The sequence below is a fragment of the Phaeobacter sp. JH204B genome (assembly GCF_048055755.1).
Classification (GTDB): Bacteria; Pseudomonadota; Alphaproteobacteria; order Rhodobacterales; family Rhodobacteraceae; genus Phaeobacter; species Phaeobacter bryozoorum.
In genome coordinates this window covers 1-24261 of sequence record NZ_JAYMXF010000004.1, presented here as the reverse complement: position 1 = coordinate 24261, position 24261 = coordinate 1, and the positions used below count along the sequence as shown (strand labels likewise).

19 protein-coding genes, 1 tRNA gene and 1 pseudogene are annotated in these 24261 nt (G+C 59.6%); 4 read left to right on the top strand and 17 right to left on the bottom strand.

Annotated features, from left to right (window positions below):
• The 4 genes from VXL81_RS01760 to rpsL all read right to left on the bottom strand — a co-directional run.
• On the bottom strand, positions 1 to 560 hold a 560-nt coding region (locus VXL81_RS01760; protein ID WP_416552717.1), incomplete at its 3' end, for a GTP-binding protein.
• A gap of 66 nt (positions 561 to 626) precedes the next feature.
• Positions 627 to 2744, bottom strand: a complete 2118-nt coding sequence (fusA, locus tag VXL81_RS01755) for an elongation factor G (RefSeq protein ID WP_416552715.1) — start codon at positions 2742 to 2744, stop codon at positions 627 to 629.
• Between the two features lie 18 nt (positions 2745 to 2762).
• Positions 2763 to 3233, bottom strand: a complete 471-nt coding sequence (gene rpsG / locus VXL81_RS01750; RefSeq protein ID WP_014876015.1) for a 30S ribosomal protein S7 — start codon at positions 3231 to 3233, stop codon at positions 2763 to 2765.
• A 15-nt stretch (positions 3234 to 3248) separates the two neighbouring features.
• A complete protein-coding gene (rpsL, locus tag VXL81_RS01745) occupies positions 3249 to 3620 on the bottom strand; it encodes a 30S ribosomal protein S12 (protein WP_005621086.1) in 372 nt (123 codons plus the stop codon).
• A gap of 416 nt (positions 3621 to 4036) precedes the next feature.
• Between rpsL and VXL81_RS01740 the strand changes: the two genes are divergently transcribed.
• Positions 4037 to 4813, top strand: coding sequence for a putative rhamnosyl transferase (locus tag VXL81_RS01740; RefSeq protein ID WP_416552713.1), 777 nt, complete (start codon positions 4037 to 4039; stop codon positions 4811 to 4813).
• A 5-nt stretch (positions 4814 to 4818) separates the two neighbouring features.
• Here the strand turns inward: VXL81_RS01740 and VXL81_RS01735 are convergent, their stop codons facing one another.
• The 9 genes from VXL81_RS01735 to rplK all read right to left on the bottom strand — a co-directional run bounded on the left by VXL81_RS01735 (position 4819) and on the right by rplK (position 18675).
• Entirely contained in the window at positions 4819 to 5721 is a 903-nt protein-coding gene (locus VXL81_RS01735; protein WP_416539735.1) for a DMT family transporter, read from the bottom strand.
• Positions 5718 to 6542, bottom strand: coding sequence for a glycosyltransferase (locus tag VXL81_RS01730; protein WP_416552711.1), 825 nt, complete (start codon positions 6540 to 6542; stop codon positions 5718 to 5720). The genes VXL81_RS01735 and VXL81_RS01730 overlap by 4 nt, the downstream gene beginning before the upstream one ends.
• A 178-nt stretch (positions 6543 to 6720) precedes the next feature.
• Positions 6721 to 7242: a 2'-5' RNA ligase family protein gene (locus VXL81_RS01725; RefSeq protein WP_416544595.1), complete on the bottom strand. Its 522-nt coding sequence runs from the start codon at positions 7240 to 7242 to the stop codon at positions 6721 to 6723.
• A gap of 144 nt (positions 7243 to 7386) precedes the next feature.
• Positions 7387 to 11628, bottom strand: a complete 4242-nt coding sequence (gene rpoC / locus VXL81_RS01720) for a DNA-directed RNA polymerase subunit beta' (RefSeq protein ID WP_340546578.1) — start codon at positions 11626 to 11628, stop codon at positions 7387 to 7389.
• 92 nt (positions 11629 to 11720) lie between these two features.
• A complete protein-coding gene (rpoB, locus tag VXL81_RS01715) occupies positions 11721 to 15857 on the bottom strand; it encodes a DNA-directed RNA polymerase subunit beta (protein WP_340546577.1) in 4137 nt (1378 codons plus the stop codon).
• Positions 15858 to 16131: 274 nt separating this feature from the next.
• Entirely contained in the window at positions 16132 to 16506 is a 375-nt protein-coding gene (gene rplL / locus VXL81_RS01710; protein ID WP_340546576.1) for a 50S ribosomal protein L7/L12, read from the bottom strand.
• Positions 16507 to 16587: 81 nt separating this feature from the next.
• The gene (rplJ, locus tag VXL81_RS01705) at positions 16588 to 17106 is read right to left on the bottom strand and encodes a 50S ribosomal protein L10 (protein ID WP_340546575.1); all 519 of its coding nucleotides are present in this window, start codon (positions 17104 to 17106) and stop codon (positions 16588 to 16590) included.
• Between the two features lie 443 nt (positions 17107 to 17549).
• Positions 17550 to 18248, bottom strand: a complete 699-nt coding sequence (gene rplA, locus VXL81_RS01700; protein ID WP_340546574.1) for a 50S ribosomal protein L1 — start codon at positions 18246 to 18248, stop codon at positions 17550 to 17552.
• A gap of 1 nt (position 18249) precedes the next feature.
• Positions 18250 to 18675, bottom strand: a complete 426-nt coding sequence (gene rplK, locus VXL81_RS01695; RefSeq protein ID WP_014876029.1) for a 50S ribosomal protein L11 — start codon at positions 18673 to 18675, stop codon at positions 18250 to 18252.
• A gap of 304 nt (positions 18676 to 18979) precedes the next feature.
• Between rplK and VXL81_RS01690 the strand changes: the two genes are divergently transcribed.
• On the top strand, positions 18980 to 19258 hold the full coding sequence (locus VXL81_RS01690) for a DUF6525 family protein (RefSeq protein WP_416552709.1): 279 nt from the start codon (positions 18980 to 18982) through the stop codon (positions 19256 to 19258).
• Between the two features lie 118 nt (positions 19259 to 19376).
• Here the strand turns inward: VXL81_RS01690 and nusG are convergent, their stop codons facing one another.
• Positions 19377 to 19910 (bottom strand): transcription termination/antitermination protein NusG, encoded by a 534-nt coding sequence (gene nusG, locus VXL81_RS01685; protein WP_014876030.1) that lies wholly within the window; start codon positions 19908 to 19910, stop codon positions 19377 to 19379.
• Positions 19911 to 20153: 243 nt separating this feature from the next.
• Positions 20154 to 20351, bottom strand: coding sequence for a preprotein translocase subunit SecE (secE, locus tag VXL81_RS01680; RefSeq protein WP_008560174.1), 198 nt, complete (start codon positions 20349 to 20351; stop codon positions 20154 to 20156).
• 245 nt (positions 20352 to 20596) lie between these two features.
• Here secE and VXL81_RS01675 point away from each other — a divergent pair, with 245 nt between their 5' ends.
• On the top strand, positions 20597 to 22789 hold the full coding sequence (locus VXL81_RS01675; RefSeq protein WP_416552707.1) for a tetratricopeptide repeat protein: 2193 nt from the start codon (positions 20597 to 20599) through the stop codon (positions 22787 to 22789).
• 190 nt (positions 22790 to 22979) lie between these two features.
• On the opposite strand, the gene VXL81_RS01670 is transcribed toward VXL81_RS01675, so the two are convergent.
• Positions 22980 to 23055 (bottom strand) — tRNA-Trp (locus VXL81_RS01670).
• Positions 23056 to 23207: 152 nt separating this feature from the next.
• Here VXL81_RS01670 and VXL81_RS01665 point away from each other — a divergent pair.
• Positions 23208 to 23900, top strand: coding sequence for a lysophospholipid acyltransferase family protein (locus VXL81_RS01665; protein ID WP_340546571.1), 693 nt, complete (start codon positions 23208 to 23210; stop codon positions 23898 to 23900).
• Positions 23901 to 24078: 178 nt separating this feature from the next.
• On the opposite strand, the pseudogene tuf reads toward VXL81_RS01665, so the two are convergent.
• Positions 24079 to 24261, bottom strand: a pseudogene (tuf, locus tag VXL81_RS01660) (elongation factor Tu); the annotation flags it as partial.

The following is a 24261-nucleotide window of genomic DNA, read 5'->3' as shown; positions in this document are numbered from 1 at the left end:
TTGATCTTGTCGGCGCCGATCGCGTCGTCACGGCCTTCCATCGCCGCCAGAGCGGACCCTGCGATGATCGGGATATCGTCGCCCGGGTAGTCGTAGGAAGACAGCAGTTCGCGGATTTCCATCTCGACCAGCTCCAGGAGCTCTTCGTCGTCGACCTGGTCCACTTTGTTCATGAACACGACCATCTTCGGGATGCCAACCTGGCGGCCCAGCAGGATGTGCTCGCGGGTCTGCGGCATCGGGCCGTCAGCAGCGTTCACAACCAGGATCGCGCCGTCCATCTGCGCCGCACCGGTGATCATGTTTTTCACATAGTCAGCGTGGCCGGGGCAGTCGACGTGGGCGTAGTGACGGCCTTCGGTCTCATATTCCACGTGCGCGGTCGAGATGGTGATGCCGCGGGCTTTCTCTTCAGGTGCGCCGTCGATCTGGTCGTAGGCTTTGAAGTCACCGAAATACTTGGTGATCGCTGCGGTCAGCGTGGTCTTGCCGTGGTCAACGTGGCCGATGGTGCCGATGTTGACGTGCGGTTTTGTACGTTCAAACTTTTCCTTAGCCATGAGAGGCCTCCTTTTCGTGTTGAGAAGGGCACGCGCCGTGGCGCGAACCCCTCAATATCTGTTCGCTTAAGCGAATTTTGCCTGGATCTCGTCAGAGATGTTCTGCGGAACCGGATCGTAATGATCGAACTGCATGGTGAACTGGGCGCGGCCCGAGCTCATCGAACGCAGGGTGTTGATGTAGCCGAACATGTTCGCCAGCGGCACAAATGCGTCGATCGCAATTGCGTTGCCGCGGGGTTCCTGGCCGGTCACCTGACCACGACGCGAGGTCAAATCGCCGATGATGCCACCGGTGTAGTCCTCAGGTGTGATAACTTCCACCTTCATGATCGGTTCCAGCATCTTGGCGCCAGCTTTGCGCATGCCTTCACGCATACACATACGTGCAGCGATTTCGAAGGCCAGAACGCTGGAGTCAACGTCGTGGAACTTACCGTCGATCAGGGCAACCTTGAAGTCGATCACGGGGAAGCCGGCCAGCGGGCCGCTATCCATGACGGACTGGATGCCTTTTTCAACACCGGGGACGTATTCCTTGGGAACGGCACCACCAACGATGCGGCTCTCGAAGGAGTAGCCTTCGCCCGGCTCTGTCGGCGAGATGATCATCTTCACCTCGGCGAACTGACCCGAACCACCCGACTGTTTCTTGTGGGTGTAGGTGTGCTCGACCTCGTGACCGATGGTCTCGCGGTAGGCAACCTGCGGCGCACCGATGTTGGCTTCGACCTTGAATTCACGCTTCAGACGGTCAACCAGGATGTCCAGGTGAAGTTCGCCCATGCCCTTCATGATGGTCTGACCGGACTCGATGTCGGTCTCCACGCGGAAGGACGGATCTTCGGCAGCCAGACGCTGCAGACCCTGGGACATTTTCTCCTGGTCGGCCTTGGTTTTCGGCTCAACCGCGATCTCGATCACCGGATCGGGGAAGGTCATGGTTTCCAGAACCACCGGATCGTTGACGGCGCAGAGCGTGTCACCGGTTGTGGTGTCTTTCAGACCTGCCAGCGCGATGATGTCGCCTGCAAACGCTTCCGTGATTTCCTCACGGTCGTTGGAGTGCATCATCATCATCCGGCCGACGCGTTCTTTCTTGCCCTTGGTGGAGTTCAGGAGCGTGTCGCCCTTGGCCAAGGTACCGGAGTAAACCCGGGTGAAAGTCAGCGAGCCGACGAAGGGGTCGTTCATGATTTTGAACGCCAGACCCGAGAACGCCATATCGTCGTCCGCACGGCGGGCAATGTTACGGACTTCTTCTTCGTCACCGGGCTTGAAGCCCATGTAGTCGACAACGTCCAGCGGGCTGGGCAGGTAGTCGATCACAGCGTTCAACAGCGGCTGAACGCCTTTGTTCTTGAATGCGGAGCCGCCGAGAACCGGAACGAATGCCAGGGCCAGAGTACCCTTGCGCAGCAGTTTGCGCAGGGTCGGGACGTCGGGCTCTTCGCCTTCCAGATAGGCTTCCATCGCGTCGTCGTCCATTTCGACGGCCGCTTCGATCATCTTGCCGCGCCATTCTTCGGCCATGTCTTTCAGGCTGTCACGGATCGGTGCTTTGATCCACGACGCGCCAAGGTCTTCACCCTGCCACAGCCATTCTTCCATGTTGACGAGGTCAACCAGGCCTTCCAGCTCGGTTTCTGCGCCGATCGGAATACCAACCGGAACCGCGCGGGCGCCGGTGCGGTCTTCGATCATGTTGACGCAGTTGAAGAAGTCAGCGCCGATCTTGTCCATCTTGTTGACGAACACCATACGCGGAACCTTGTAGCGGTCAGCCTGACGCCACACGGTTTCGGTCTGGGGTTCAACACCGGCGTTGGCGTCCAGAACACAGACAGCACCGTCGAGAACCGCCAGCGAACGCTCAACTTCGATGGTGAAGTCAACGTGGCCGGGGGTGTCGATGATGTTCAGGCGGTGCTTCGGAGAGTCAGCGGTCTGACCATCTTCGGTGCGTTCCCAGAAGGTGGTGGTCGCAGCCGAGGTGATGGTGATCCCGCGTTCCTGCTCCTGCTCCATCCAGTCCATGGTGGCTGCACCATCGTGCACCTCACCAATGTTGTGGGATTTGCCGGTGTAATACAGGATACGCTCGGAGCAGGTGGTTTTACCTGCGTCGATGTGCGCCATGATACCGAAGTTACGGTATAGGTTGAGCGGATATTCGCGTGCCATAGGTCTAGGTCCCCTAGCTTACCAGCGATAATGGGAGAAGGCTTTGTTAGCCTCTGCCATCTTGTGGGTGTCTTCGCGCTTCTTCACGGCGGTACCGCGGGACTGTACAGCGTCCAGCAGCTCACCGGCGAGGCGTTCTTCCATGGTGTTTTCGTTGCGAGCGCGGGCGGCTTTGATCAGCCAGCGGATCGCCAGGGCTTCGCGGCGCTCGGGGCGCACTTCGACGGGCACCTGGTAGGTGGCACCACCCACACGACGCGAGCGCACTTCGACGGAAGGCTTCACGTTGTCCAGGGCTTCGTGGAAAACTTCCACGGGGGCACGTTTGATTTTCGATTCAACGCGGTCGAATGCGTTATAAACGATGCTTTCTGCGACCGATTTTTTACCATCGATCATCAGGTTGTTCATGAATTTGGTCAGAACGCGGTCGCCAAACTTGGCGTCGGGCAGAACTTCGCGTTTTTCAGCAGCGTGACGGCGAGACATTTATCAATATCCTTCTTATTTAGGACGCTTCGCGCCGTACTTCGAACGGCGTTGCTTACGGTCTTTGACGCCCTGGGTATCCAGAACACCACGCAGGATGTGGTAACGGACACCGGGAAGGTCTTTTACACGGCCGCCACGGATCAGAACCACGGAGTGTTCCTGAAGGTTGTGGCTTTCACCGGGGATGTAGGAGATCACTTCGAAACCGTTGGTCAGGCGGACCTTCGCAACTTTCCGCATAGCGGAGTTCGGTTTCTTCGGTGTGGTGGTATACACACGGGTGCAGACGCCGCGTTTTTGCGGGCACTGTTCCAGGTGCATGGACTTAGAGCGTTTTACTTTCGGCTGCCGCGGCTTGCGGATCAGCTGTTGGATCGTTGGCATTCCGGTTTTTTCCCCGTCTCAACAACACATGTGTCATGCACGTCCTTGAACGTACGGCTAAATTCGTCGCACTTACGCGTCCGCAAGCGCAAAAACCGCAATCGTTTCCATTCCGAGGTAAACGACGCGGTGGGTTTACAGAGGATCCGCGCAAATAGGCGCACGAGATCTTGAGCCACTTAGATTTTGATATCGGCTTTTGGGGCGACCCCCGGTTGCCGGATAGGCGGGCGTATATGGGGAGTCGCGGGGGATGTCAACAGCGGCTCCCCCGGCCGCATCGGCGTGGCGTCTGCGCGCGTCGGCGGCCGGACAGCGCCGCTGGCCTACAGCTTGCCCGTACAACCTGCGCGGTGCATAGTGCGCCGCGACAGGCGGACCCGCATGAGAGGCCGCAGGCACGAGGGTCTACAGCGATGCAGGTCATAGGTCTATGCCGTTTTTCCTATCCCGCCATTGGTGGGTTTCAGGTCGAACATGACACGCTTGATGAGCGGATCGCCTATCTCTATGCCGAGGCCCGGCTGAAGGAGCGGTTTGACCTGCTGGAACGGGTCGCCCTGCCCTGTCTGCGTGCCCAGACCGATCAGGACTTCACGCTGGTGATTGTGATTGGCGAGAGCCTGCCAGCGCCACATCTGGCACGGCTGCGCGATCTGACGGCGGATATGCCGCAGGTGCAGATCCGCGCCCGGCCCCCCGGCAACCACCGGCAGGTCATGAAGGAGGTTCTGAATACCGCCCGCAATGACCTGAGCGCGCCCTGCCTGCAATTCCGTCATGACGATGATGATGCGGTCTCGGTGGATTTTGTCGAGCGGCTGCGCCAGACCGCTGGCCAGTGTCAGGGGCTGATCGCACAGAACCAGACGGTTGCGATTGATTTCTGCAAGGGCTTCACCGCGCGCTTCGCGTCGGACGGGATCTATGCGGCAGAGGGGTACCGGCCCTATTTCGTTGCGGCGATGGGCATGTATGTGGCCGGCAATTGCAAGCAGAGCATCATGAATTTTGCCCATCACAAGATTGCGCGTTTCATGCCCAGCATCACGATACCTGATGCGCCGATGTTTGTGCGCACGCTCAACGCCTATAATGACTCCCGTCAGAAAGGCGCCAGAGAACCGGAGCTGAGCCGCCTCACCCCAGCGCAGGAAGGCGAATTCGAAGCGCGCTTTGCAATCCGGGCCTGACGCGGTTACTCGGGCGGTGACAGGGGCGCGCTGGCGCGGCGGCGGGGGCGCTCTCGCAGCAGGCTGAAAACACCGGCAGCCACGACGATGGCCGCCCCCAGCAGGGTGAGCGCATCCGGCCAGCTGTCAAACATCAGCCAGCCAAGCAGCAGGGCCCAGAGCAGCCCGGTGTAGCGAAAGGGCGAAACCGCCGCCACATCACCAACCCGCATGACCATCACCGAGAACAGATAGCCGACGAAGATGCAGCCGGCTGCAAAAAGCAGGATAAACGTGGTCGTCAGGGTCAGCGGCTGCCAGTCCTCCTGCAAGCCAAGCACAAGACCGAACAGCAGGACCGACAGCGCCGCCATCAAGCTGACGGTCAGCGAGGGCACCGCCGCCGACATCCGGCGGGTAAAGAGATCACGCGCGGTGATACCAAGAACCGCTGCAAGGGCGTAGCCGGTGCCGCTATCAAAGCCCTCCGGTCCCGGTCGCACGATCAGCAGCATTCCGATAAAACCCGCGCCAATCGCTGCGGCCCGACGCCAGCCGACCTGTTCCCCAAAGAGCAGCACCGCGGCGAGGGTCACGGTCAACGGCAGCATCTGCAAAATGGCCGTCACATTGGCGATGGGCAGGGTCAAAAGGGCGCTGAGAAAGAAATAGGTGGTGGCCACCTCAGTCAGGCTGCGGCCTGCGACAAGCCCCCAATCCCGGCGGCTCAGCGACAGGCGCAGGCTGCCATAACCGCGGGCAAGCGCGTAGATCAGCAGGCTGACCGCAATGCCGCGCACCACCAGGATCTGCGAGAGCGGCAGGCTCTGCCCCGCGAGTTTGACCATCCCGTCATTGATCGTGAAACCCGCCATACTGCCAATCATCAGCAGCGCGCCCAGCTGGTTTCCGGTCAGCCGGGACATCACGGCAGCACAGCTCGCAGCTGGTCCGGCGTCATCGCAAAGTGGCGGTCAAGTGCTGCGGCGATCTCGGCCTCGGACATCTTGTGGGTGATCCCCATCTGCGCAGGTCTGGATTTATTGTCACCATGAATGGTGCGCAGGAAACCCGGCGTCGAGATATCCGACACCACGTTCCAGTGCTGCGCGTAGCGGCGGTGATTGTAGCGGTAGGGATTGCCGCCATATCCGACAGGTGCCACAAGCGCGGCCCCCACCGAGAGCGGCGCCTTTTCGCAGGCATCGAAGATCTCGTCCTGCACGCCCTGCGGCCCCTCGCTGCGGCGCAGGTAGATGCCGCGATTGTTGGCAAGGATAAAGGGGGTGCTCTCTCCCTGTAGCGGGATCATCCCGGTGGCGAGGCGCCGATTGCGGGCGATGTAATCGAGATCCACCGCATCGTCGTCATCCAGACGGAACATCAGGCGATGGGTCGCCCCCTCTGTTGGGACGGCGTTATAGCCCTGCTTCAGCATCTTGTAATGCACGCCGGGCCCCACCGGCATCAGCGTGATATTGTCGGCGGGTTCCAGCAGACGCGACAGGCGTTCCAGATAGCACTCGGGCATATCTTCAGCCGTGAGGACGATCAGGTGAAATCCCTGATCGCTCTGGCGCAGGAGAGAGCGCAGGCAGAGCCGCTCAAACACCCGGAACCTGAGTTCCATCCGGTCCGGTGCGAAAAGATGAGCCGCCGTATCGGCAAGGGTCGCGAATTTCTCGGAATAATAGGTCGGGGTCAGCACGGAGAAGCGCACAAGGCCAACGATGCTGAGTCTGATATCCATTCTGCGCTGTCCTGTTTCGGCCCGACGGGGCACTTCGTCATCCGCAGCAAGAGACCATTCCCGGCGCAAATTGGGAAGATCCTAAATCACGCGAACCGCGCGGTCGGCCCGCAAACGAAGCCGTCGCAACGCAAAACGAGATGTCCGCAAATCGCGTTGGTCCGCTTGGAGCCCATTTCTACTTCTGTAGCGGAATTGTCCGAAGTCGGACGAGCGTCTTTTCGACCAGTGCCACGATCTCCAGCGCACGGATCTTTCCAGAAATCGGAAAAGCTCCGATTGCTGCCGCGTCCAGCCGCTCGATGATCGCCCGGTCCGAATGCGTCGCCACCGTCATGTGGGGCCGAAACGGGATCGCGGGATGGAGTTCGGACCGATGTGGCCCATCGTAGAGGCGCTCGTGCAGGACCGTCAGATCATCTCTTCCAGTCGAGTTTACAAGAAAGAGTTTATAGGTCTTTTCAAAGGGATCATGAACGATCTCGGTCGCAGCGAAATCCACTGCTATTTCGGGCACACCCACGGCGACTTTCTCGCAGGACGCGACGAATTCTAGTGGTCGCACGCCCCTTAGCCCAAACACCAAAGTGACGTGTGGCTCCACAAGTTTTGCTCTTTCAGGCTCATGCGCGTGCCGGAAGCGAGCGATGCTCTCAGCCAAGCTTGGTTCGAATTCCGGATATGCCAATACATAGATCATCCTGCGACGCTGACGGAATTGAGCCCGAAGTTCAACGGCAGCTTCGTCCCGCAGAGCGGGCCAACATGGTTTGCGGACATCTCCAAGAAAAAGCCCCCCGCAACATCGGTTGCGGGGGGCTTTTTCATTTCAGATCAACGTGGATCAGTCGCGGCTCTCTGGGGTTTCCACCAGAGTGTCGAAGCTCGCCTCGCTGCTGACATCATCCATCGACGGGGCGGCCAGAGCGGCGGCTGCTTCGGCCTCCTCACGGCGCGCCTCGAGGACGACATTGTCACGCGACTGGGCGATGTTGCGCACCCGTTGGGTGGCGCCACCGGTACCGGCCGGGATCAGGCGACCCACGATGACGTTCTCCTTGAGGCCGACCAGCTTGTCCTTCTTGCCCTGTACCGAAGCTTCGGTGAGGACACGGGTGGTCTCCTGGAAGGAGGCCGCCGAGATGAAGGAGCGGGTCTGCAGCGACGCCTTGGTGATGCCGAGCAGGATCGGTTCGCCCTGAGCCGGACGCTTGCCACGGGCCAGCGCCTTTTCGTTGGCGGTGTCGAACTCCTGCTTGTCCACGTGCTCGCCTTTCAGCAGCGTCGTGTCGCCGGAGTCGGAGATCTCCCACTTCTGCAGCATCTGGCGAACGATCACCTCGATGTGCTTGTCGTTGATCTTCACACCCTGCAGGCGATAGACGTCCTGAACCTCGTCGATCATGTAGTTCGCCAGAGCCTCAACACCCATGATGGACAGGATGTCATGCGGCGCTGGGTTGCCGTCCATGATGTAGTCACCCTTTTGGACAAAGTCACCTTCCTGAACCGGAATGTGCTTGCCCTTGGGCACCATGTATTCGACGGGCTCCATCGAGTCATCCGCAGGCTCGATCGAGATGCGACGCTTGTTCTTGTAGTCGCGGCCAAAGCGCACGTAACCATCGATTTCGGCGATGATCGCGTGATCCTTCGGACGACGGGCTTCGAACAGTTCCGCAACCCGCGGCAGACCACCGGTAATGTCCTTGGTCTTGGCGCCTTCACGCGGGATACGCGCAACAACGTCACCCGCCATGATCTGCTGGCCTTCTTCGACCGACAGAATGGCGTCCACAGACATCGGGTAGGTCAGCGGGTTGCCCGCATCGCTACGCACCGGTTCACCGTCACCATCCACCAGGATGATTTCCGGCTTCAGGTCAGAGCCTTTCGGAGCCGCACGCCAGTCGATCACGATCTTCTGGGTCATGCCGGTGGCTTCGTCGGTCTCGTCGCGAACGGCGATGCCGGAAACCAGGTCCACATACTTCGCGGTACCGGGTTTTTCGGCGATGATCGGCAGGGTGTAGGGATCCCATTCGAACAGCTTGTCGCCACGGGACACGGACTGACCTTCCTTGACGAACAGCTTGGAGCCGTAGCCCAGCTTGTGGCTGGCGCGCTCTTCGCCGTGCTCGTCCTGAATGATCAGCTTCATGTTCCGACCAACAACCAGGGTCTCGCCATTGGCGTTCTCCAGGGTCTGCGGCATCTCGAAGACGATCTTGCCCTCTTGCGAGGCTTCCAGGAAGGACTGCTGACCACCCTGCGCAACGCCACCGATGTGGAAGGTCCGCATCGTCAGCTGTGTGCCGGGTTCACCGATCGACTGGGCCGCGATGATGCCGACAGCCTCACCGGTGTTCACCTGCGTACCACGGGCGAGGTCACGACCGTAGCACTGGGCGCAGACGCCCTCTTCGGCTTCACAGGTCAGCGGCGAGCGGATACGGGTCGACTGAACGCCGGCCTCTTCCACTGCATCTGCCATGCGCTCGTCGATCAGCTGGCCAGCGGCCACGATGATCTCCTCGGTGCCCGGCTTCTTGATATCCTCTGCCGCAACACGGCCCAGGATACGTTCGCCCAGCGAGGCCACAACTTCACCATCGTTGACAGCGGCTTCGGCGGTGATCGCTGCTTCGGTGCCACAATCGCGATCACGCACGATGCAGTCCTGTGCCACGTCCACCAGACGGCGGGTCAGGTAACCCGAGTTCGCCGTCTTAAGAGCCGTATCCGACAGACCCTTACGGGCACCGTGGGTCGAGTTGAAGTACTCGAGAACGGTCAGGCCTTCTTTAAAGTTCGAGATGATCGGGGTCTCGATGATGTCGCCGTTCGGCTTCGCCATCAGGCCACGCATCCCGCCCAGCTGCTTCATCTGGGTGACCGAGCCACGCGCACCGGAGTGGGCCATCATGTAGACCGAGTTCGGTTCCATCACAGCGCCGTTCTCATCCCGCTTGTCAGCGGAGATGGTGCCCATCATCGCATCGGTGACCTTGTCGTTACACTTCGACCAGGCATCGACAACCTTGTTGTACTTTTCGCCCTGGGTGATCAGGCCGTCCATGTACTGCTGTTCGAAGTCCTTCACCTGATCGCGGGTCTCATCGACCAGCGTCCATTTGGTGTCGGGGATCACCATGTCGTCCTTGCCGAACGAAATGCCCGCCTTGAACGCTTCACGGAAACCCATGGTCATGATCTGGTCACAGAAGATCACGGATTCCTTCTGACCGCAGTAGCGGTAGACGGTGTCGATGACCTGCTGAACCTCTTTCTTCCGCAGAAGACGGTTGACCAGTTCAAACGGTGCCTTGACGTTCTTCGGCAGCAGCGCGCCCAGACGGACACGGCCCGGGGTGGTCTCAAAACGCTTGAGGACCTCGTTGCCTTCTTCGTCGATCTGAGTGATCCGCGCGGTGATCTTGGTGTGCAGATGCACTTCGCCGGCGTCCAGCGCGTGCTGAACCTCGTCGATGGTGCCAAAGATCTTGCCTTCGCCGGGCATGCCTTCGCGTTCCAGGGTCACATAGTAAAGACCCAGGATCATATCCTGCGAAGGAACAATGATCGGCGCGCCGTTGGCAGGCGACAGAACGTTGTTTGTCGACATCATCAGGACGCGCGCTTCCAGCTGGGCCTCAAGGCTCAGCGGGACGTGCACAGCCATCTGGTCGCCGTCGAAGTCCGCGTTGAACGCCGAGCAGACCAGCGGGTGCAGCTGAATGGCCTTACCTTCGATCAGCGTGGGTTCAAACGCCTGAATGCCAAGACGGTGCAACGTCGGCGCACGGTTCAGCATAACAGGGTGCTCGCGAATAACCTCGTCGAGGATATCCCACACTTCGGGGCGCTCTTTCTCAACCAGCTTTTTCGCCTGTTTCACGGTGGAGGACAGACCTTTGGCCTCCAGACGCGAATAGATGAAGGGCTTGAAGAGTTCGAGCGCCATCTTCTTGGGCAGGCCGCACTGGTGCAGCTTCAGCTCAGGTCCGGTCACAATCACCGAACGGCCGGAGAAGTCGACCCGCTTACCCAAAAGGTTCTGACGGAAACGACCCTGCTTACCCTTCAGCATGTCAGAGAGCGATTTCAGCGGACGCTTGTTGGCGCCTGTGATGACGCGGCCGCGACGGCCGTTGTCAAACAGCGCGTCCACGGATTCCTGCAGCATCCGCTTTTCGTTGCGGACGATGATATCCGGCGCGCGCAGTTCGATCAGCCGCTTCAGGCGGTTGTTCCGGTTGATCACGCGGCGATAGAGGTCATTGAGGTCGGAGGTCGCAAAACGGCCACCATCCAGCGGCACCAGCGGACGCAGTTCCGGCGGAATGACCGGAATCACGGTCATGACCATCCATTCCGGGCGGTTGCCGGATTCCAGGAAACTCTCAACCACTTTGAGGCGTTTGATGATCTTCTTGGGCTTCAGTTCGCCTGTGGCTTCGGCCAGCTCAGCGCGCAGCTGTTCGGCTTCGGCTTCAAGGTCGATGGCCGCCAGCATTTCGCGGATCGCTTCAGCGCCGATATTGGCGGTGAAGGCATCCATGCCGAACTGGTCCTGGGCGTCCATGTATTCTTCTTCGGTCATCATCTGGCCGTAGGTGAGGTCGGTCAGACCCGGCTCGATGACAACGTAGTTTTCGAAATACAGAACCCGCTCAAGATCGCGCAGGGTCATATCCAGCATCAGGCCGATGCGCGACGGCAGCGACTTGAGGAACCAGATATGCGCAACCGGCGACGCCAGTTCGATGTGGCCCATGCGCTCGCGGCGGACCTTTTGCAGCGTGACTTCCACACCGCATTTTTCGCAGACAACGCCGCGATATTTCATACGCTTATATTTGCCGCAGAGGCATTCGTAGTCCTTGATCGGGCCAAAGATACGCGCGCAGAAGAGACCGTCACGCTCAGGTTTGAACGTCCGGTAGTTGATGGTTTCCGGCTTTTTGATCTCGCCGTAGGACCACGACAGGATCCGCTCAGGCGAGGCCAGCGACACCTTGATCTCGTCGAAGACCTTCGGCGGCGTCAGCGGGTTGAACGGATTATTCGTCAGTTCCTGGTTCATTTTGATGTCCTCAAATTCGTGCGAAAGGCTGGAGGGGGAGGCAAATTTCTGTGAAGAAATCTGCCAAGATTTTTTGAAAAATCCTGTTCCCCTTACTCGTCACCCTCCGCATCCAGGAGTTCCATATTCAGGCCGAGGCCACGGACTTCTTTCACCAGAACGTTAAACGATTCCGGTACGCCCGCTTCGAAGTTGTCCTCGCCCTTGACGATCGATTCATAGACCTTGGTCCGGCCTGCAACGTCATCCGACTTCACGGTCAGCATCTCCTGCAGGGTGTAGGCGGCGCCATAGGCTTCCAGAGCCCAGACTTCCATCTCACCAAAGCGCTGACCACCGAACTGTGCCTTACCACCCAGCGGCTGCTGCGTGACGAGGGAGTACGGGCCGGTCGAACGCGCGTGGATCTTGTCGTCGACCAGGTGGTGCAGTTTCAGCAGATACTTGATGCCGACGGTGACGGGGCGTGCGAATTGCTCACCCGTACGACCATCAAACAGGACCGACTGACCGGAAGTGTCAAAGCCAGCGCGCACCAGTGCATCGTTGACGTCCGCCTCTTTGGCGCCGTCGAAGACGGGTGTCGCGATCGGCACGCCACGGGTCACATTACCGGCAGCCTCGACCAGATCGGTCTCGGTCATATCGGCAATACCTTCACCGTAGACGTCATCACCATAGGCATGGTGCATCGCTTCACGCACCGGGGTCAGATCCCCAGAACGACGGTATTCCTGAAGCGCATCATCGACTTTGATACCCAGACCGCGTGCGGCCCAACCCATGTGGGTCTCCAGAATCTGACCAACGTTCATCCGCGACGGAACGCCGAGCGGGTTGAGACAGAAATCGACCGGGGTACCATCGGCGAGGAACGGCATGTCCTCCATCGGCACCACTTTCGAGATCACACCCTTGTTCCCGTGACGGCCGGCCATCTTGTCGCCCGGCTGCAGCTTGCGCTTCACCGCGATAAAGACTTTGACCATCTTCATAACGCCCGGGGGCAGATCGTCGCCGCGACGGACCTTCTCGACCTTGTCTTCAAAACGGGCATCCAGAGCACGTTTCTGTGCTTCATACTGCTCGTTCAGGGCCTCGACGACCTGTGCGCTCTGCTCGTCTTCCAGCGCCAGCATCCACCACTGACCGCGGCTGAGTGTGTCCAGCAGCTCTTCGGTGATTTCGGAACCGGCCTTGATGCCCTTGGGGCCTTTGACTGCGGTTTTACCCAGCAGCATGCCACGCAGGCGGGCGTAGATGTTGCGATCCAGGATGCCCAGCTCGTCGTCCCGGTCACGGGCCAGACGCTCGACTTCCTCACGCTCGATCTGCAACGCACGTTCGTCTTTCTCGACGCCGTGACGGTTGAAGACCCGCACCTCGACCACGGTCCCGTAGTCGCCCGGCTTCACGCGCAAGCTGGTGTCGCGCACGTCAGATGCTTTTTCGCCGAAGATGGCGCGCAGCAGCTTTTCTTCCGGAGTCATCGGGCTTTCGCCCTTGGGTGTGATCTTGCCAACCAGAATATCGCCCGGCTCCACGTCGGCACCGATGTAAACGATGCCCGCCTCGTCGAGGTTGCGCAGCGCTTCTTCACCGACGTTGGGGATGTCGCGGGTGATCTCTTCCGGCCCAAGCTTGGTATCACGGGCGGCGACTTCGAATTCCTCGATGTGGATCGAAGTAAAGACGTCGTCACGCGCGATGCGCTCGGAGATCAGGATGGAGTCTTCGTAGTTGTAGCCATTCCAGGGCATGAAGGCCACGACGACGTTTTTACCCAGAGCCAGTTCACCCATATCGGTGGACGGACCATCGGCAATCACTTCGCCTTTGCGGACTTCCTGGCCTACTTTCACCAGCGGACGCTGGTTGATGCAGGTGTTCTGGTTCGAACGCTGGAATTTGCGCATACGGTAGATATCAACACCCGCATCGCCCAGTTCCAGATCTTCGGTTGCCCGGATCACGATACGCTGCGCGTCGATCTGGTCGATGATGCCTGCGCGTTTGGCCATGATGGCCGCGCCGGAATCCCGTGCCACGATCTCTTCGATGCCGGTGCCGACCAGCGGCGCCTCGGCACGCAACAGCGGAACCGCCTGACGTTGCATGTTCGAGCCCATCAGAGCGCGGTTAGCATCGTCGTTCTCAAGGAACGGGATCAGCGAGGCCGCAACCGATACCAGCTGTTTCGGGCTGACGTCGATCAGATCCACGCTTTCGCGCGGTGCCAGGGTGTAGTCGCCGGACTGGCGGGTCGAGACCAGATCGTTGACGAATTTGCCGTCTTCATCCAGCGTCGCGTTGGCCTGCGCCACGGTGTGACGCATTTCCTCGGTCGCGGACATATAGTGGACTTCGTCTGTCACCTTGGCGTCGTTGACGACGCGGTAAGGTGTTTCGATGAAGCCATATTTGTTCACGCGAGCAAAGGTCGCCAGCGAGTTGATCAGACCGATGTTCGGGCCTTCCGGTGTCTCAATCGGGCACATCCGACCATAGTGTGTCGGGTGAACGTCGCGCACCTCGAAGCCAGCACGCTCACGGGTCAGACCGCCAGGCCCAAGCGCCGAGAGACGACGCTTGTGCGTCACTTCGGAGAGCGGGTTGGTCTGGTCCATGAACTGCGACAGCTGCGAGGAGCCGAAGAATTCACGTACCGCAGCAGCAGCCGGTTTTGCGTTGATCAGATCCTGCGGCATCACCGTGTCGATCTCGACCGAGGACATCCGCTCCTTGATGGCGCGTTCCATGCGCAGCAGACCGACGCGGTACTGATTTTCCATCAGTTCGCCAACGGAGCGCACACGACGGTTGCCGAGGTGGTCGATATCGTCGATGTCGCCCTTGCCGTCACGCAGCTCAACCAGCGCCTTGATGCAGGAGATGATATCTTCCTTGCGCAGGGTGCGCTGAGTGTCCTCGGCGTCCAGAGCAAGGCGCATGTTCATCTTCACACGGCCAACGGCGGAGAGGTCGTAACGCTCGGAATCGAAGAACAGCGTGTCGAACAGCGCGGAGGCAGCTTCGACGGTCGGCGGCTCGCCCGGGCGCATGACACGGTAGATATCCATGAGCGCGGTATCGCGACCCATGTTTTTGTCCTGTGCCATGGTGTTGCGCATGTAGGGGCCGACATTGATGTTGTCGATGTCCAGAACCGGAATGTCGGTGATACCGGCATCCAGCAGTTCCTTGACGGTCCCGCCGATGATTTCGCCGCCCTTGTCATACTCGAGGGTCAGCTCATCGCCGGCCTCGACATAGATGGCGCCGTTTTCTTCGTTGATGATATCCTTGGCGACATATTTGCCAACGATATGCTCAAAGGGAACCAGCAGCTCGCTGATGTTGCCTTCGTCGATCATCTTCTTGACGGCGCGCGGTGTGACCTTCTTGCCGGCTTCGGCAAAGATCTCACCGGTGGCGGCGTCAACCAGATCGTAGGTCGGACGGGTGCCGCGCACGCGCTCGGGGAAGAACGGCGTGACCCAGCCACGGCTCTTCTCCAGCTTGAAGGAGATGGTGTTGTAATAGGCATCCATGATGCCTTCCTGATCCAGACCCAGCGCATAGAGCAGGGTTGTCACAGGCAGCTTACGACGACGGTCGATGCGGGCAAAGACGATGTCCTTGGCGTCGAATTCGAAGTCCAGCCAGGAGCCGCGATACGGGATGATGCGGCAGGCAAACAGCAGCTTGCCCGAAGAATGTGTCTTACCCTTGTCGTGATCGAAGAACACGCCCGGCGAACGGTGCATCTGGGACACGATCACACGCTCGGTGCCGTTGACCACAAAGGTGCCGTTCGGCGTCATCAGGGGCATATCGCCCATGTAGACGTCCTGTTCCTTGATGTCCTTCACCGATTTTGCACCGGTGTCTTCGTCCACATCAAAGACGATCAGACGCAGAGTGACCTTCAGCGGAGCCGAATAGGTCATGTCGCGCTGCATACATTCCTCGACGTCATATTTCGGACGTTCAAAGGAATATTTCACGAACTCCAGAACCGACGTCTCATTAAAGTCCTTGATCGGAAATACCGACTGGAACACGCCCATGATGCCTTCGCCGTCGAGCGGCTGTTCTGCATCACCAGAGCGCAGGAAGAGGTCGTAAGAAGATTTCTGGACCTCGATGAGGTTCGGCATGTCCAGGACTTCGCGGATTTTACCGTAGTATTTGCGAAGACGTTTCTGGCCAAGGAACGATTGAGCCATGTCAGATGTCACCTTTCCAATTCTCACTGAACAAGGATGCCGCCGGGCCCCGGCACCTTGTCCATACGAGACAGCGTGTTCGGATCAATTCATGACCACCTTCCCGAATGGCGGCCTCCCGATCCTTTGAACCTCGCCTGAAAAAACGCCCGATTAGTTGGGCCCTTTCTAAGACAGGTTCGGCTGGACCCGGTTTTCACCGGGCCCAGCCAAATTTCCGGGATGTTCAGAGGACGTCGAAACCGACACCCCATGTTGTCCCGTATCGCGTAGCTTAGGCCAGTTCGATCTCGGCGCCAGCTGCTTCCAGCTTGCCTTTGATGTCTTCGGCTTCGTCCTTGCTGACGCCTTCTTTGATCTTGCCGCCAGCTTCGACCAGCTCTTTGGCTTCTTTCAGGCCAAGACCGGTGATGCCGCGAACTTCTTTGATCACGTTGATTTTGGATGCGCCAGCGTTTTTCAGAACGACGTCGAATTCGGTCTTTTCTTCTTCCGCTGCGCCACCGGCGTCGCCGCCAGCTGCCATGACAACGGCGCCGCCAGCTGCGGGCTCGATGCCATACTCATCCTTCAGGATGGTTTTCAGTTCTTGTGCTTCAAGCAGGGTCAGACCAACGATGTCTTCTGCCAGTTTCTTCAGATCAGCCATTTTATCAGCTCTTTCCGTTTACAGTGTGTGTGTTCCAACGTGCGGGCATATGCCCGACGCCAGTCATTCAGTGCCAACCGCTTACGCAGCTTCCGCCTTCTCTTCGATGGTCGAAAGGATGCTTGCGATGTTGCTTGCAGGTGCGCCAATTGCGCCAGCGATGTTGGAAGCAGGTGCGCCAATGCAGCTTGCGATCTGAGCAATAAGCTCGTCGCGCGAAGGCATTTTCGACACGGCTTCAACGCCGGCACGGTCCAGAGCGTTCTCACCCATCGCGCCGCCAAGGATCTCGAACTTTTTGTTCTCCTTGGCGAAATCCTCGGCCACCTTAGCGGCGGACACGGGATCTTCGGAATAGGTCAGTACGGTCATCCCTGTCAGCAGGTCAGACATGCTTTCACACGGCTTACCCTCGAGGGCGATTTTGGCGAGCCTGTTCTTGGCAACACGCACGGAGCTACCGGCGTCGCTTGCACGCGCCCGCAGATCCTGCATCTCTGCAACTGTCAGACCGGCATAGTGGGCTACGACCACCACGCCAGAGCTTTCGAAGATCTGGCCGAGTTCCTCGACCACTCTCTCTTTCTGGGCTCTATCCACAGTTCTCTCCAAGTTTAGGGACACTTGCGCATCCCGGCTCATTGATGTGCCGAACATTGCTGCCCGGCGTTCAAGTCCGTTTTAACGGGGTGAGCCAAAATCACCCGAGGGTAGGAATTCCCTCGATCCTTTGGTCGTTCCCGTCTCAGGAGGGAAATTAAGACCCGATCGACAGGCCACCCACCATCTTGGACGAAATGAAATAAAGCGCACGACGAATCGCACGCTTTATCTCGGGGTCGTAGTTAGTCCCATTTTTAGGGATTTCCAAGGGCAAAATCGTCCGAAAGACCACCAAGGCCAGGATCAGCCGAGATCGCCACAATGACACCCCCGAAAAGGCAAAACCGGGGCCCCTATCAGGGACCCCGGTCTATCGTCAATGCGGCGTTTCTGACACATGCGACTCGGCGCACTGTCAGCCCTCGCCCCGCCTGCCGAGATTACTCGGTAACAGCGGTTTCCACGTCAACGGTGACGCCCGGACCCATAGTGGAGGACAGAGCGATTTTCTTCATGTAAGCGCCCTTGGCACCCGACGGCTTTGCCTTGGCAACCGCAGAGATGAAGGCACGTACGTTTTCGATCAGCTTGGCTTCGTCGAAGGAAGCTTTGCCAACGCCAGCGTGCACAACGCCGCCTTTTTCAGCTTTGAACTGAACTTCGCCACCCTTGGCTGCTTCCACGGCCGCTTTCACGTCCATGGTCACGGTGCCGACCTTGGGGTTCGGCATCAGGTTGCGGGGGCCAAGCACTTTACCCAGACGGCCAACGATCGGCATCATGTCAGGGGTTGCAATGCAGCGATCGAAATCGATGGTGCCGCCCTGGATGGTTTCCATCAGGTCTTCTGCACCGACGATGTCCGCGCCAGCTTCCTTGGCTTCGTCAGCCTTCGCGCCACGGGCGAAAACAGCAACGCGCATGTCTTTGCCGGTGCCGTTGGGCAGGCCAACCACGCCGCGAACCATCTGGTCTGCGTGACGGGTGTCAACGCCGAGGTTCATGGCGATTTCGACGGTTTCGTCGAATTTTGCGTTTGCGTTTGCCTTGATCAGGGCAACCGCTTCTTCCACCGACAGGTTGTCCTTGCCAGCGAAAGCTTCGCGCGCAGCGCGGGTCCGTTTACCGAGCTTAGCCATCTTACTTCACCTCGATGCCCATGGAGCGGGCAGAGCCCAGGATGATCTGCATCGCGGCTTCGATGTCGTTCGCGTTCAGATCTTTCATTTTTGCTTCGGCGATTTCCTTCACCTGAGCAACGCTGACGGTGCCCACGGTTTCGCGCGACGGGTTGTTCGCGCCGGATTTCACTTTGGCGGCCTTCTTCAGGTAGTAAGACGCAGGCGGCGTCTTGATGTCCATGGTGAAGGACTTGTCCTGATAGTAGGTGATCACGGTCGGGCACGGCGCGCCGGGCTCCATGTCTGCGGTCTTGGCGTTGAACGCCTTGCAGAATTCCATGATGTTGATGCCGCGCTGACCCAGTGCCGGGCCAACCGGCGGGGATGGGTTTGCCTTACCGGCGGGCACTTGCAGCTTCATCGTGCCAACAAGCTTCTTAGCCATTTGGTGTTCCTTTCAACTCGGGCAAAACGCGTTTCACCCTATGTATGTTGCGTGGTCCGATATCAGGATCGCGATCCCTCCATCTCCCACGAGAGAATCTCGCCCGAAGACGATAGAGGCGGCATGTATAGGGGATTGCGGGGGTTGGCAAGTGGGGACACCAGGCGATTCAACATGACCAACTGGCCTTGCCAGAGCAACTACAATGAGCAACCGGCTTGCAGATGTATATGTTATCACATAACAGTCGCTGAAACGGTCTCCCTATAGAAACCGGCGTCGACACCTGAGGAGGAATCCGATCATGTCTGGAAATCTTGGTCGCACCAGCCTGAAGCGCTCGCAGAAGCGAAGCAATCCGATGCAGGACTACGACCAACTTCCCCCAGACCTGCGCAGATGGATTTCTTCTGCCGCTTTGCCGTGGAGTGCGATCTCCGTTGAACGGACCTTCAGAAAGGCTTTGTCTCGAACTGGCGACAGGGCCCGTGCGTTGCATGAGCTAAGTCGGATTGAACACAAGCTGACGGTAAAGGATGCGCAGAAGATATGGGGCGCCGAGCACCCAAATGCCCGAAAATAGAGCTACAGCCCGCAATGAAGGATCAGGGCTGTAGCCCGCCGAAAACCAGCCCAGCCACAAACAAAAACGCCGCGATGCAGATGCAACGCGGCGCCTTGAGTTCTACCGGAAAGGGCTATTACCCCTGCTTGGTCACCTGAGTGAAGTCCAGTTCCACCGGGGTTTCCCGGCCAAAGATGGACACGGTGACCTTGAGTTTCTGATTGTCGTCGTCGACGCCTTCGACCATGCCGTCGAAATCTTCGAACGGTCCATCGTTGACCTTGACCTTTTCGCCCACTTCAAAGGAGATGAGCGTGCGCGGCGCTTCTTCGCCTTCCTGAACGCGGCCCAGGATGCCCTGCACTTCGGCGTCGCGCATCGGCATCGGACGGCCCTGCGGGCCGAGGAAACCGGTGACGCGGTTGATCGAGGAAATCAGGTGATAGCCGCGGTCGGACATTTCCATATGCACCAGCACGTAGCCGGGCATGAAGCGACGCTCTGTAGAGACTTTCTTGCCGCGACGAATTTCGATCACCTCTTCGGTGGGGACCAGAACTTCGTCGATTTCGTCTTCCAGACCCTGCTCTGCGACCGACGTGCGGATCTGCTCTGCGATTTTCTTTTCGAAGTTCGAAAGAACGCTGACCGAATACCACCGTTTCGCCATGAACCTGATCGTCCTTGTGTCTCTTGGCCGACAAGTGCGTCGGGCCACTGCTAAAATAAGATACAGCCTTGGGGCTGCGCTCTAACAAAAAGCGGCGCGCGACACGAATCGCCACACGCCTACGTCAGAGTTAGTCGCTCACCTACCGCCCCGGGAGTCCAAGATCAAGAGGTGAGCCGCCAATTGCGAAGCCAAGCTGCCCTTCGCCACAACGGGTTGCGCGATCGGGGCTGCCAGACGGGTTTAGCCGAACATGCCCAGAATGCCCTCAAGCCCAAAGCGGATCAGGATATCCACGATGGCAAAGAAGACGGCCGTCAACGCCGCCATGACAAACACCATCACGGTGGTCAGCAGCACCTCACGGCGGGTCGGCCAGACGACCTTGGAAACTTCGGCGCGAACCTGCTGGATGAACTGGACGGGGTTTGTGGTGGCCATGAGGCGGGGTTCTCTCTGCTTGCAATCAAGCAGCGATTTAACCGCAGACCATGGCAATTTCAAGCCCTGCTGCACCTTCAACGATGGCTCGGGGCGGGTTCTTCAGGTCCGCGCCGCAGCATCCGCTGAGAAGCAATCAATTCTATCTTAATTTTCGCGGGCCATAAATATCCGCCATGGGGCACCGCAGATGTCAGCACATCGCGCCCTGCCCGTTACCGAGCGCGATTATGAGATAGGATTCCATGACCCTCGCACAGAACGATCAGCAGGCGACCAGCCTGAGCCAAACCACCCCGGCAGGGGCTGCCACCCAGCGCGAAGCGCAGGCAACCCCGCCGCTGACAATGCAGATTTCCAGCAAGCTCTCGGGCCGTAGTCGGCGGCTGCCACCGCAAGACAATGCGAAGCTGGACCCCGAACATCAGGAGCAACTGACCGCGCTGTTTCAGCATGGACATTTCCAGCAGGCCGCAACCCGTTGCGCAGAGCTGCTGAACAGCCATCGGAGATCAGCATTCCTGTGGGAACTGCTGGGCCGCTGCCATCTTGCGCAGACCGCCCTGGATGAAGCGGCGACCTGCCTGAACAAAGCCTGCGAGCTGAACCCGACCTCCGCCACGACCTTTGCCGCGATGGGTGATGTCTACCGGCGCCAGAACCGGCCAGTGGATGCGATTGCCCTGTATAAAAAGGCTCTGACACTGGATGCGACCTGCCTGCCCGCGCTCAACAATCTGGGCAACACGCTGCTGGAGCAGGATCGCATCATCGAGGCCGATCAGTGTTTCGCCACCGCGATTGATCAAGCGCCTGACAACGCGCAACTGCTTTACAACCGTGCCAATATCCAGCGTCAGCTGGGGAACATGGGGATCGCCCGCGATCTCTATGGTCAGGCCGCGCGCTTTGCCCCGAACTTCCTGGAAGCGCGGTACAACCTTGCCCAGCTCACCGGTATGATCGGCCAGCAGAGCGAGGCGATCCGTCATCTGGACCAGATTCTACTGGCCCGCCCCAATGACGATCGCGCCCGCGCCCAGAAGCTGCGCCTGATGGCGGAGCTGTGCGATTGGCGCTGGCTGGACGAATATCAGGAGCACCGTCGGCACCTTGGGCTGCGTGGGTCCGCCTGCGCCCCGCAAGCGCAGATCGCGCTTGAGGACAATCCCGATCTACTGCGCATCCGGATGCAGGCCCATGCCAGCTCCCGCCCGCAATCTGACCCGGCGCCGCAACGGCCGAGGGCAGAAACACGCCCACAGCGGCTGCGTGTCGGCTATTTCGTCAGCTCGGCCCAGGATCTCGATGCGCTGCGACTGCTCGACAGCCTGCTGGCCCGCCACGATCAGAGCCGATTCGCGCTTTACGTCTATGCGGCCAGCGCACCGCGCGCGGATCTGGTCGGCGTCCACCACCGCGATATCCGCGGACTGTCCGCAACCACCATCAAGACACAGGCCGTCGCGGATCAGCTGGATATCGCAATTGACCTGACCAGCTATACCCACGAAGCCGACGCAACCGTGTTTTCGGCCCGGATCGCGCCGGTACAGATTGCCATGCCCGGTTTTCCGGGCACCATGGGCACTCCGGCGTATGACTATATCCTCGGCGATGCGGTTACCTGCCCGCCCGGCAGCGAGCGCTATTTCGAGGAACATGTGATCCGCATGCCGCACAGCTATCAGAGTGTTACAGCTCTGCAGGACCTCTCCGGCCACCAGTTCAGCCGACGCGACTGCGGCCTGCCCGATGATGCCTTCGTCTTCTGCAGCTTTACCGCTAGCCATGCGCTAACCCCACGTGAATTTGATATCTGGATGCGCCTGCTGGCCCGTGTGGAGGGCAGCGTTCTGTGGCTCCCGGACTACCCAGAAGAGGCACAGGCTGCACTGCGACAGGCCGCAAGCGACCGCCGTGTCGACCCGGATCGCGTGATCTTTGCCGCCGCCAGCACCGGCGAGGAGCGTATGGCGCGCAGCATGGTCGCAGATCTGTTCCTGGACAGCTTCACCCTCAATGCCGGTCCGGCAGCGCGCGACGCACTGGCTGCCGGGCTACCGGTGCTGACAGTGGCGGGGCGCCAGTTCGCTGCCCGCACCACCGCAAGCCTGCTGGCCGCTGCCGACATGGAAGACCTGCTGACCACCACGCCCCAGGCCTATGAGGCACGGGCGCTGGAACTGGCCGAGGACCGGGATCAGCTGCTGGCACTGCGCAGCAAACTGCGGCTGATGCAGACGAAAGCACCGCTGTTTGATACCACGCGCTACATGCGGGATCTGGAACGCGGGCTGGACATGGTTTTTGCCCGCCATAGCGACGCACTGCTGCCACAGCATGTGACCGTTCCGGCCGAGGATGTGGTGCCTGCAAAACCAACCGACAGTTACAGCGCGGCACAGACCGCAGGCACGCCCAATCACGCCGCCTGATCAGGGCAATCTTCACCCTGAAACCCAACGCTTCCCTCGCCCTAGAAAGGCGGCGGAGGCGTTTTGCCTGCCATATGGACTGGATCCGGCGGGACCGATCCACGACGAGAGAGAGCGGACAGGCGCAGCTGCGGATCCGCCAATCGAAACGAGGCCCGTGCTGGGATGTCTTGTGTCTGAGATGAGAGAGTGGCAGGGGCATCAGGGTTCGAACCCGAGACCTACGGTTTTGGAGACCGTCGCTCTACCAACTGAGCTATACCCCTACGGTGCGGCAGTTCCTAAGCCAGAGCTGCGCGGCTGGCAAGAGGGAAATCAACGAAATCGCCCGGATTTCCGCCCGTCCTCCCGCGATGACTGGCCCCACTCGCCATGCTTCAGTATGACAGAGAAAAATATCCAGAGGAAAGATCCCAGAGTGAGCCTGCGCAAAAAGATCGCCGACAGTCCGAAAGTGAACCGCGCCATCGAGGCCCTGCTGGCGGGATATGTGCGATTCGCCCATCGCACCTCGCGCTGGGAGCGCCGCGGGTTCGAGGAAATGGATGCCTGTGTCGCCTCTGGAGAGCCGGTGATCTTTGTGCTCTGGCACCAGCGACTGATCATGGCCCCCTATCTCTTTGACACCTCTCTGGGCCGCATCTGCGCGCTGACCTCCGCCGCCCGCGCCGGACGGCTGGCGGGACAGATTCTGGTGCGTCTGGGGTTTGAGACCATCCCGATGTCCAGCCACAAACGCCATGTGGCGCTGTCCCGCGAAGTCCTGCGCCGCACCAAGGAGGGGTGTTCTATCGGCATTGCCGCTGACGGACCAAGAGGGCCGGCTCGCATATCCTCGGGCGTACCGATCACTTGGGCGCGGATGACCGGATGCCGTGTGTTCACTGTCGCGTTTGCAGAACGGAAAGTGATTAAGCTGCCAACCTGGGATCAGCAGATGCTGCCTCTGCCGTTCTCACGTGGTGTTCTCCTCTGTCAGGAATGGACGGATGAGGTGCCGAAGAAGCCAAGCGATGAGCAGGTTGAGACGCTGCGGCTGAGCCTGCAGGCTTCGCTGGACAAGATTACGGACACGGCCGACCGGGCCGTCGGGCAGCCTCCGCGCAGATAGACATGGCTAGAGGCCTGGCGGTCAGGCCGCCCCCTGCCCTGTTCCAGCGTCATCGCATAGAAAAAGGCCGCCCCGGTTGGAGCGGCCTTTCTTTTGTTTCACCTGAGTGGCGCTCGGCGATTTTCCTGCGGAAAACCACCTGTCACCGCAGGCCAGAGTTTCCGGTGGAAACTCGACCTTAGTCGGTGATTTTCGACACAACGCCGGCGCCGACGGTGCGGCCGCCTTCGCGGATCGCGAAACGCAGGCCGTTTTCCATCGCGATCGGTGCGATCAGTTCAACGTCGAACTTCAGGTTGTCGCCCGGCATAACCATCTCGGTGCCCTCAGGCAGGGTCACGGTGCCAGTGACGTCGGTGGT

What these genes read in the sequence shown, in the direction of transcription:
- fusA (WP_416552715.1), bottom strand. Translation starts at nt 2,744, where the DNA reads ATGGCACGCGAATATCCGCTCAACCTATACCGTAACTTCGGTATCATG.
- rplL (WP_340546576.1), bottom strand. Translation starts at nt 16,506, where the DNA reads ATGGCTGATCTGAAGAAACTGGCAGAAGACATCGTTGGTCTGACCCTG.
- rpsL (WP_005621086.1), bottom strand. Translation starts at nt 3,620, where the DNA reads ATGCCAACGATCCAACAGCTGATCCGCAAGCCGCGGCAGCCGAAAGTA.
- VXL81_RS01740 (WP_416552713.1), top strand. Translation starts at nt 4,037, where the DNA reads ATGCAGGTCATAGGTCTATGCCGTTTTTCCTATCCCGCCATTGGTGGG.
- VXL81_RS01690 (WP_416552709.1), top strand. Translation starts at nt 18,980, where the DNA reads ATGTCTGGAAATCTTGGTCGCACCAGCCTGAAGCGCTCGCAGAAGCGA.
- nusG (WP_014876030.1), bottom strand. Translation starts at nt 19,910, where the DNA reads ATGGCGAAACGGTGGTATTCGGTCAGCGTTCTTTCGAACTTCGAAAAG.
- VXL81_RS01675 (WP_416552707.1), top strand. Translation starts at nt 20,597, where the DNA reads ATGACCCTCGCACAGAACGATCAGCAGGCGACCAGCCTGAGCCAAACC.
- VXL81_RS01725 (WP_416544595.1), bottom strand. Translation starts at nt 7,242, where the DNA reads ATGATCTATGTATTGGCATATCCGGAATTCGAACCAAGCTTGGCTGAG.
- rpsG (WP_014876015.1), bottom strand. Translation starts at nt 3,233, where the DNA reads ATGTCTCGCCGTCACGCTGCTGAAAAACGCGAAGTTCTGCCCGACGCC.
- VXL81_RS01730 (WP_416552711.1), bottom strand. Translation starts at nt 6,542, where the DNA reads ATGGATATCAGACTCAGCATCGTTGGCCTTGTGCGCTTCTCCGTGCTG.
- secE (WP_008560174.1), bottom strand. Translation starts at nt 20,351, where the DNA reads ATGGCCACCACAAACCCCGTCCAGTTCATCCAGCAGGTTCGCGCCGAA.
- rpoB (WP_340546577.1), bottom strand. Translation starts at nt 15,857, where the DNA reads ATGGCTCAATCGTTCCTTGGCCAGAAACGTCTTCGCAAATACTACGGT.
- rplA (WP_340546574.1), bottom strand. Translation starts at nt 18,248, where the DNA reads ATGGCTAAGCTCGGTAAACGGACCCGCGCTGCGCGCGAAGCTTTCGCT.
- rpoC (WP_340546578.1), bottom strand. Translation starts at nt 11,628, where the DNA reads ATGAACCAGGAACTGACGAATAATCCGTTCAACCCGCTGACGCCGCCG.
- rplK (WP_014876029.1), bottom strand. Translation starts at nt 18,675, where the DNA reads ATGGCTAAGAAGCTTGTTGGCACGATGAAGCTGCAAGTGCCCGCCGGT.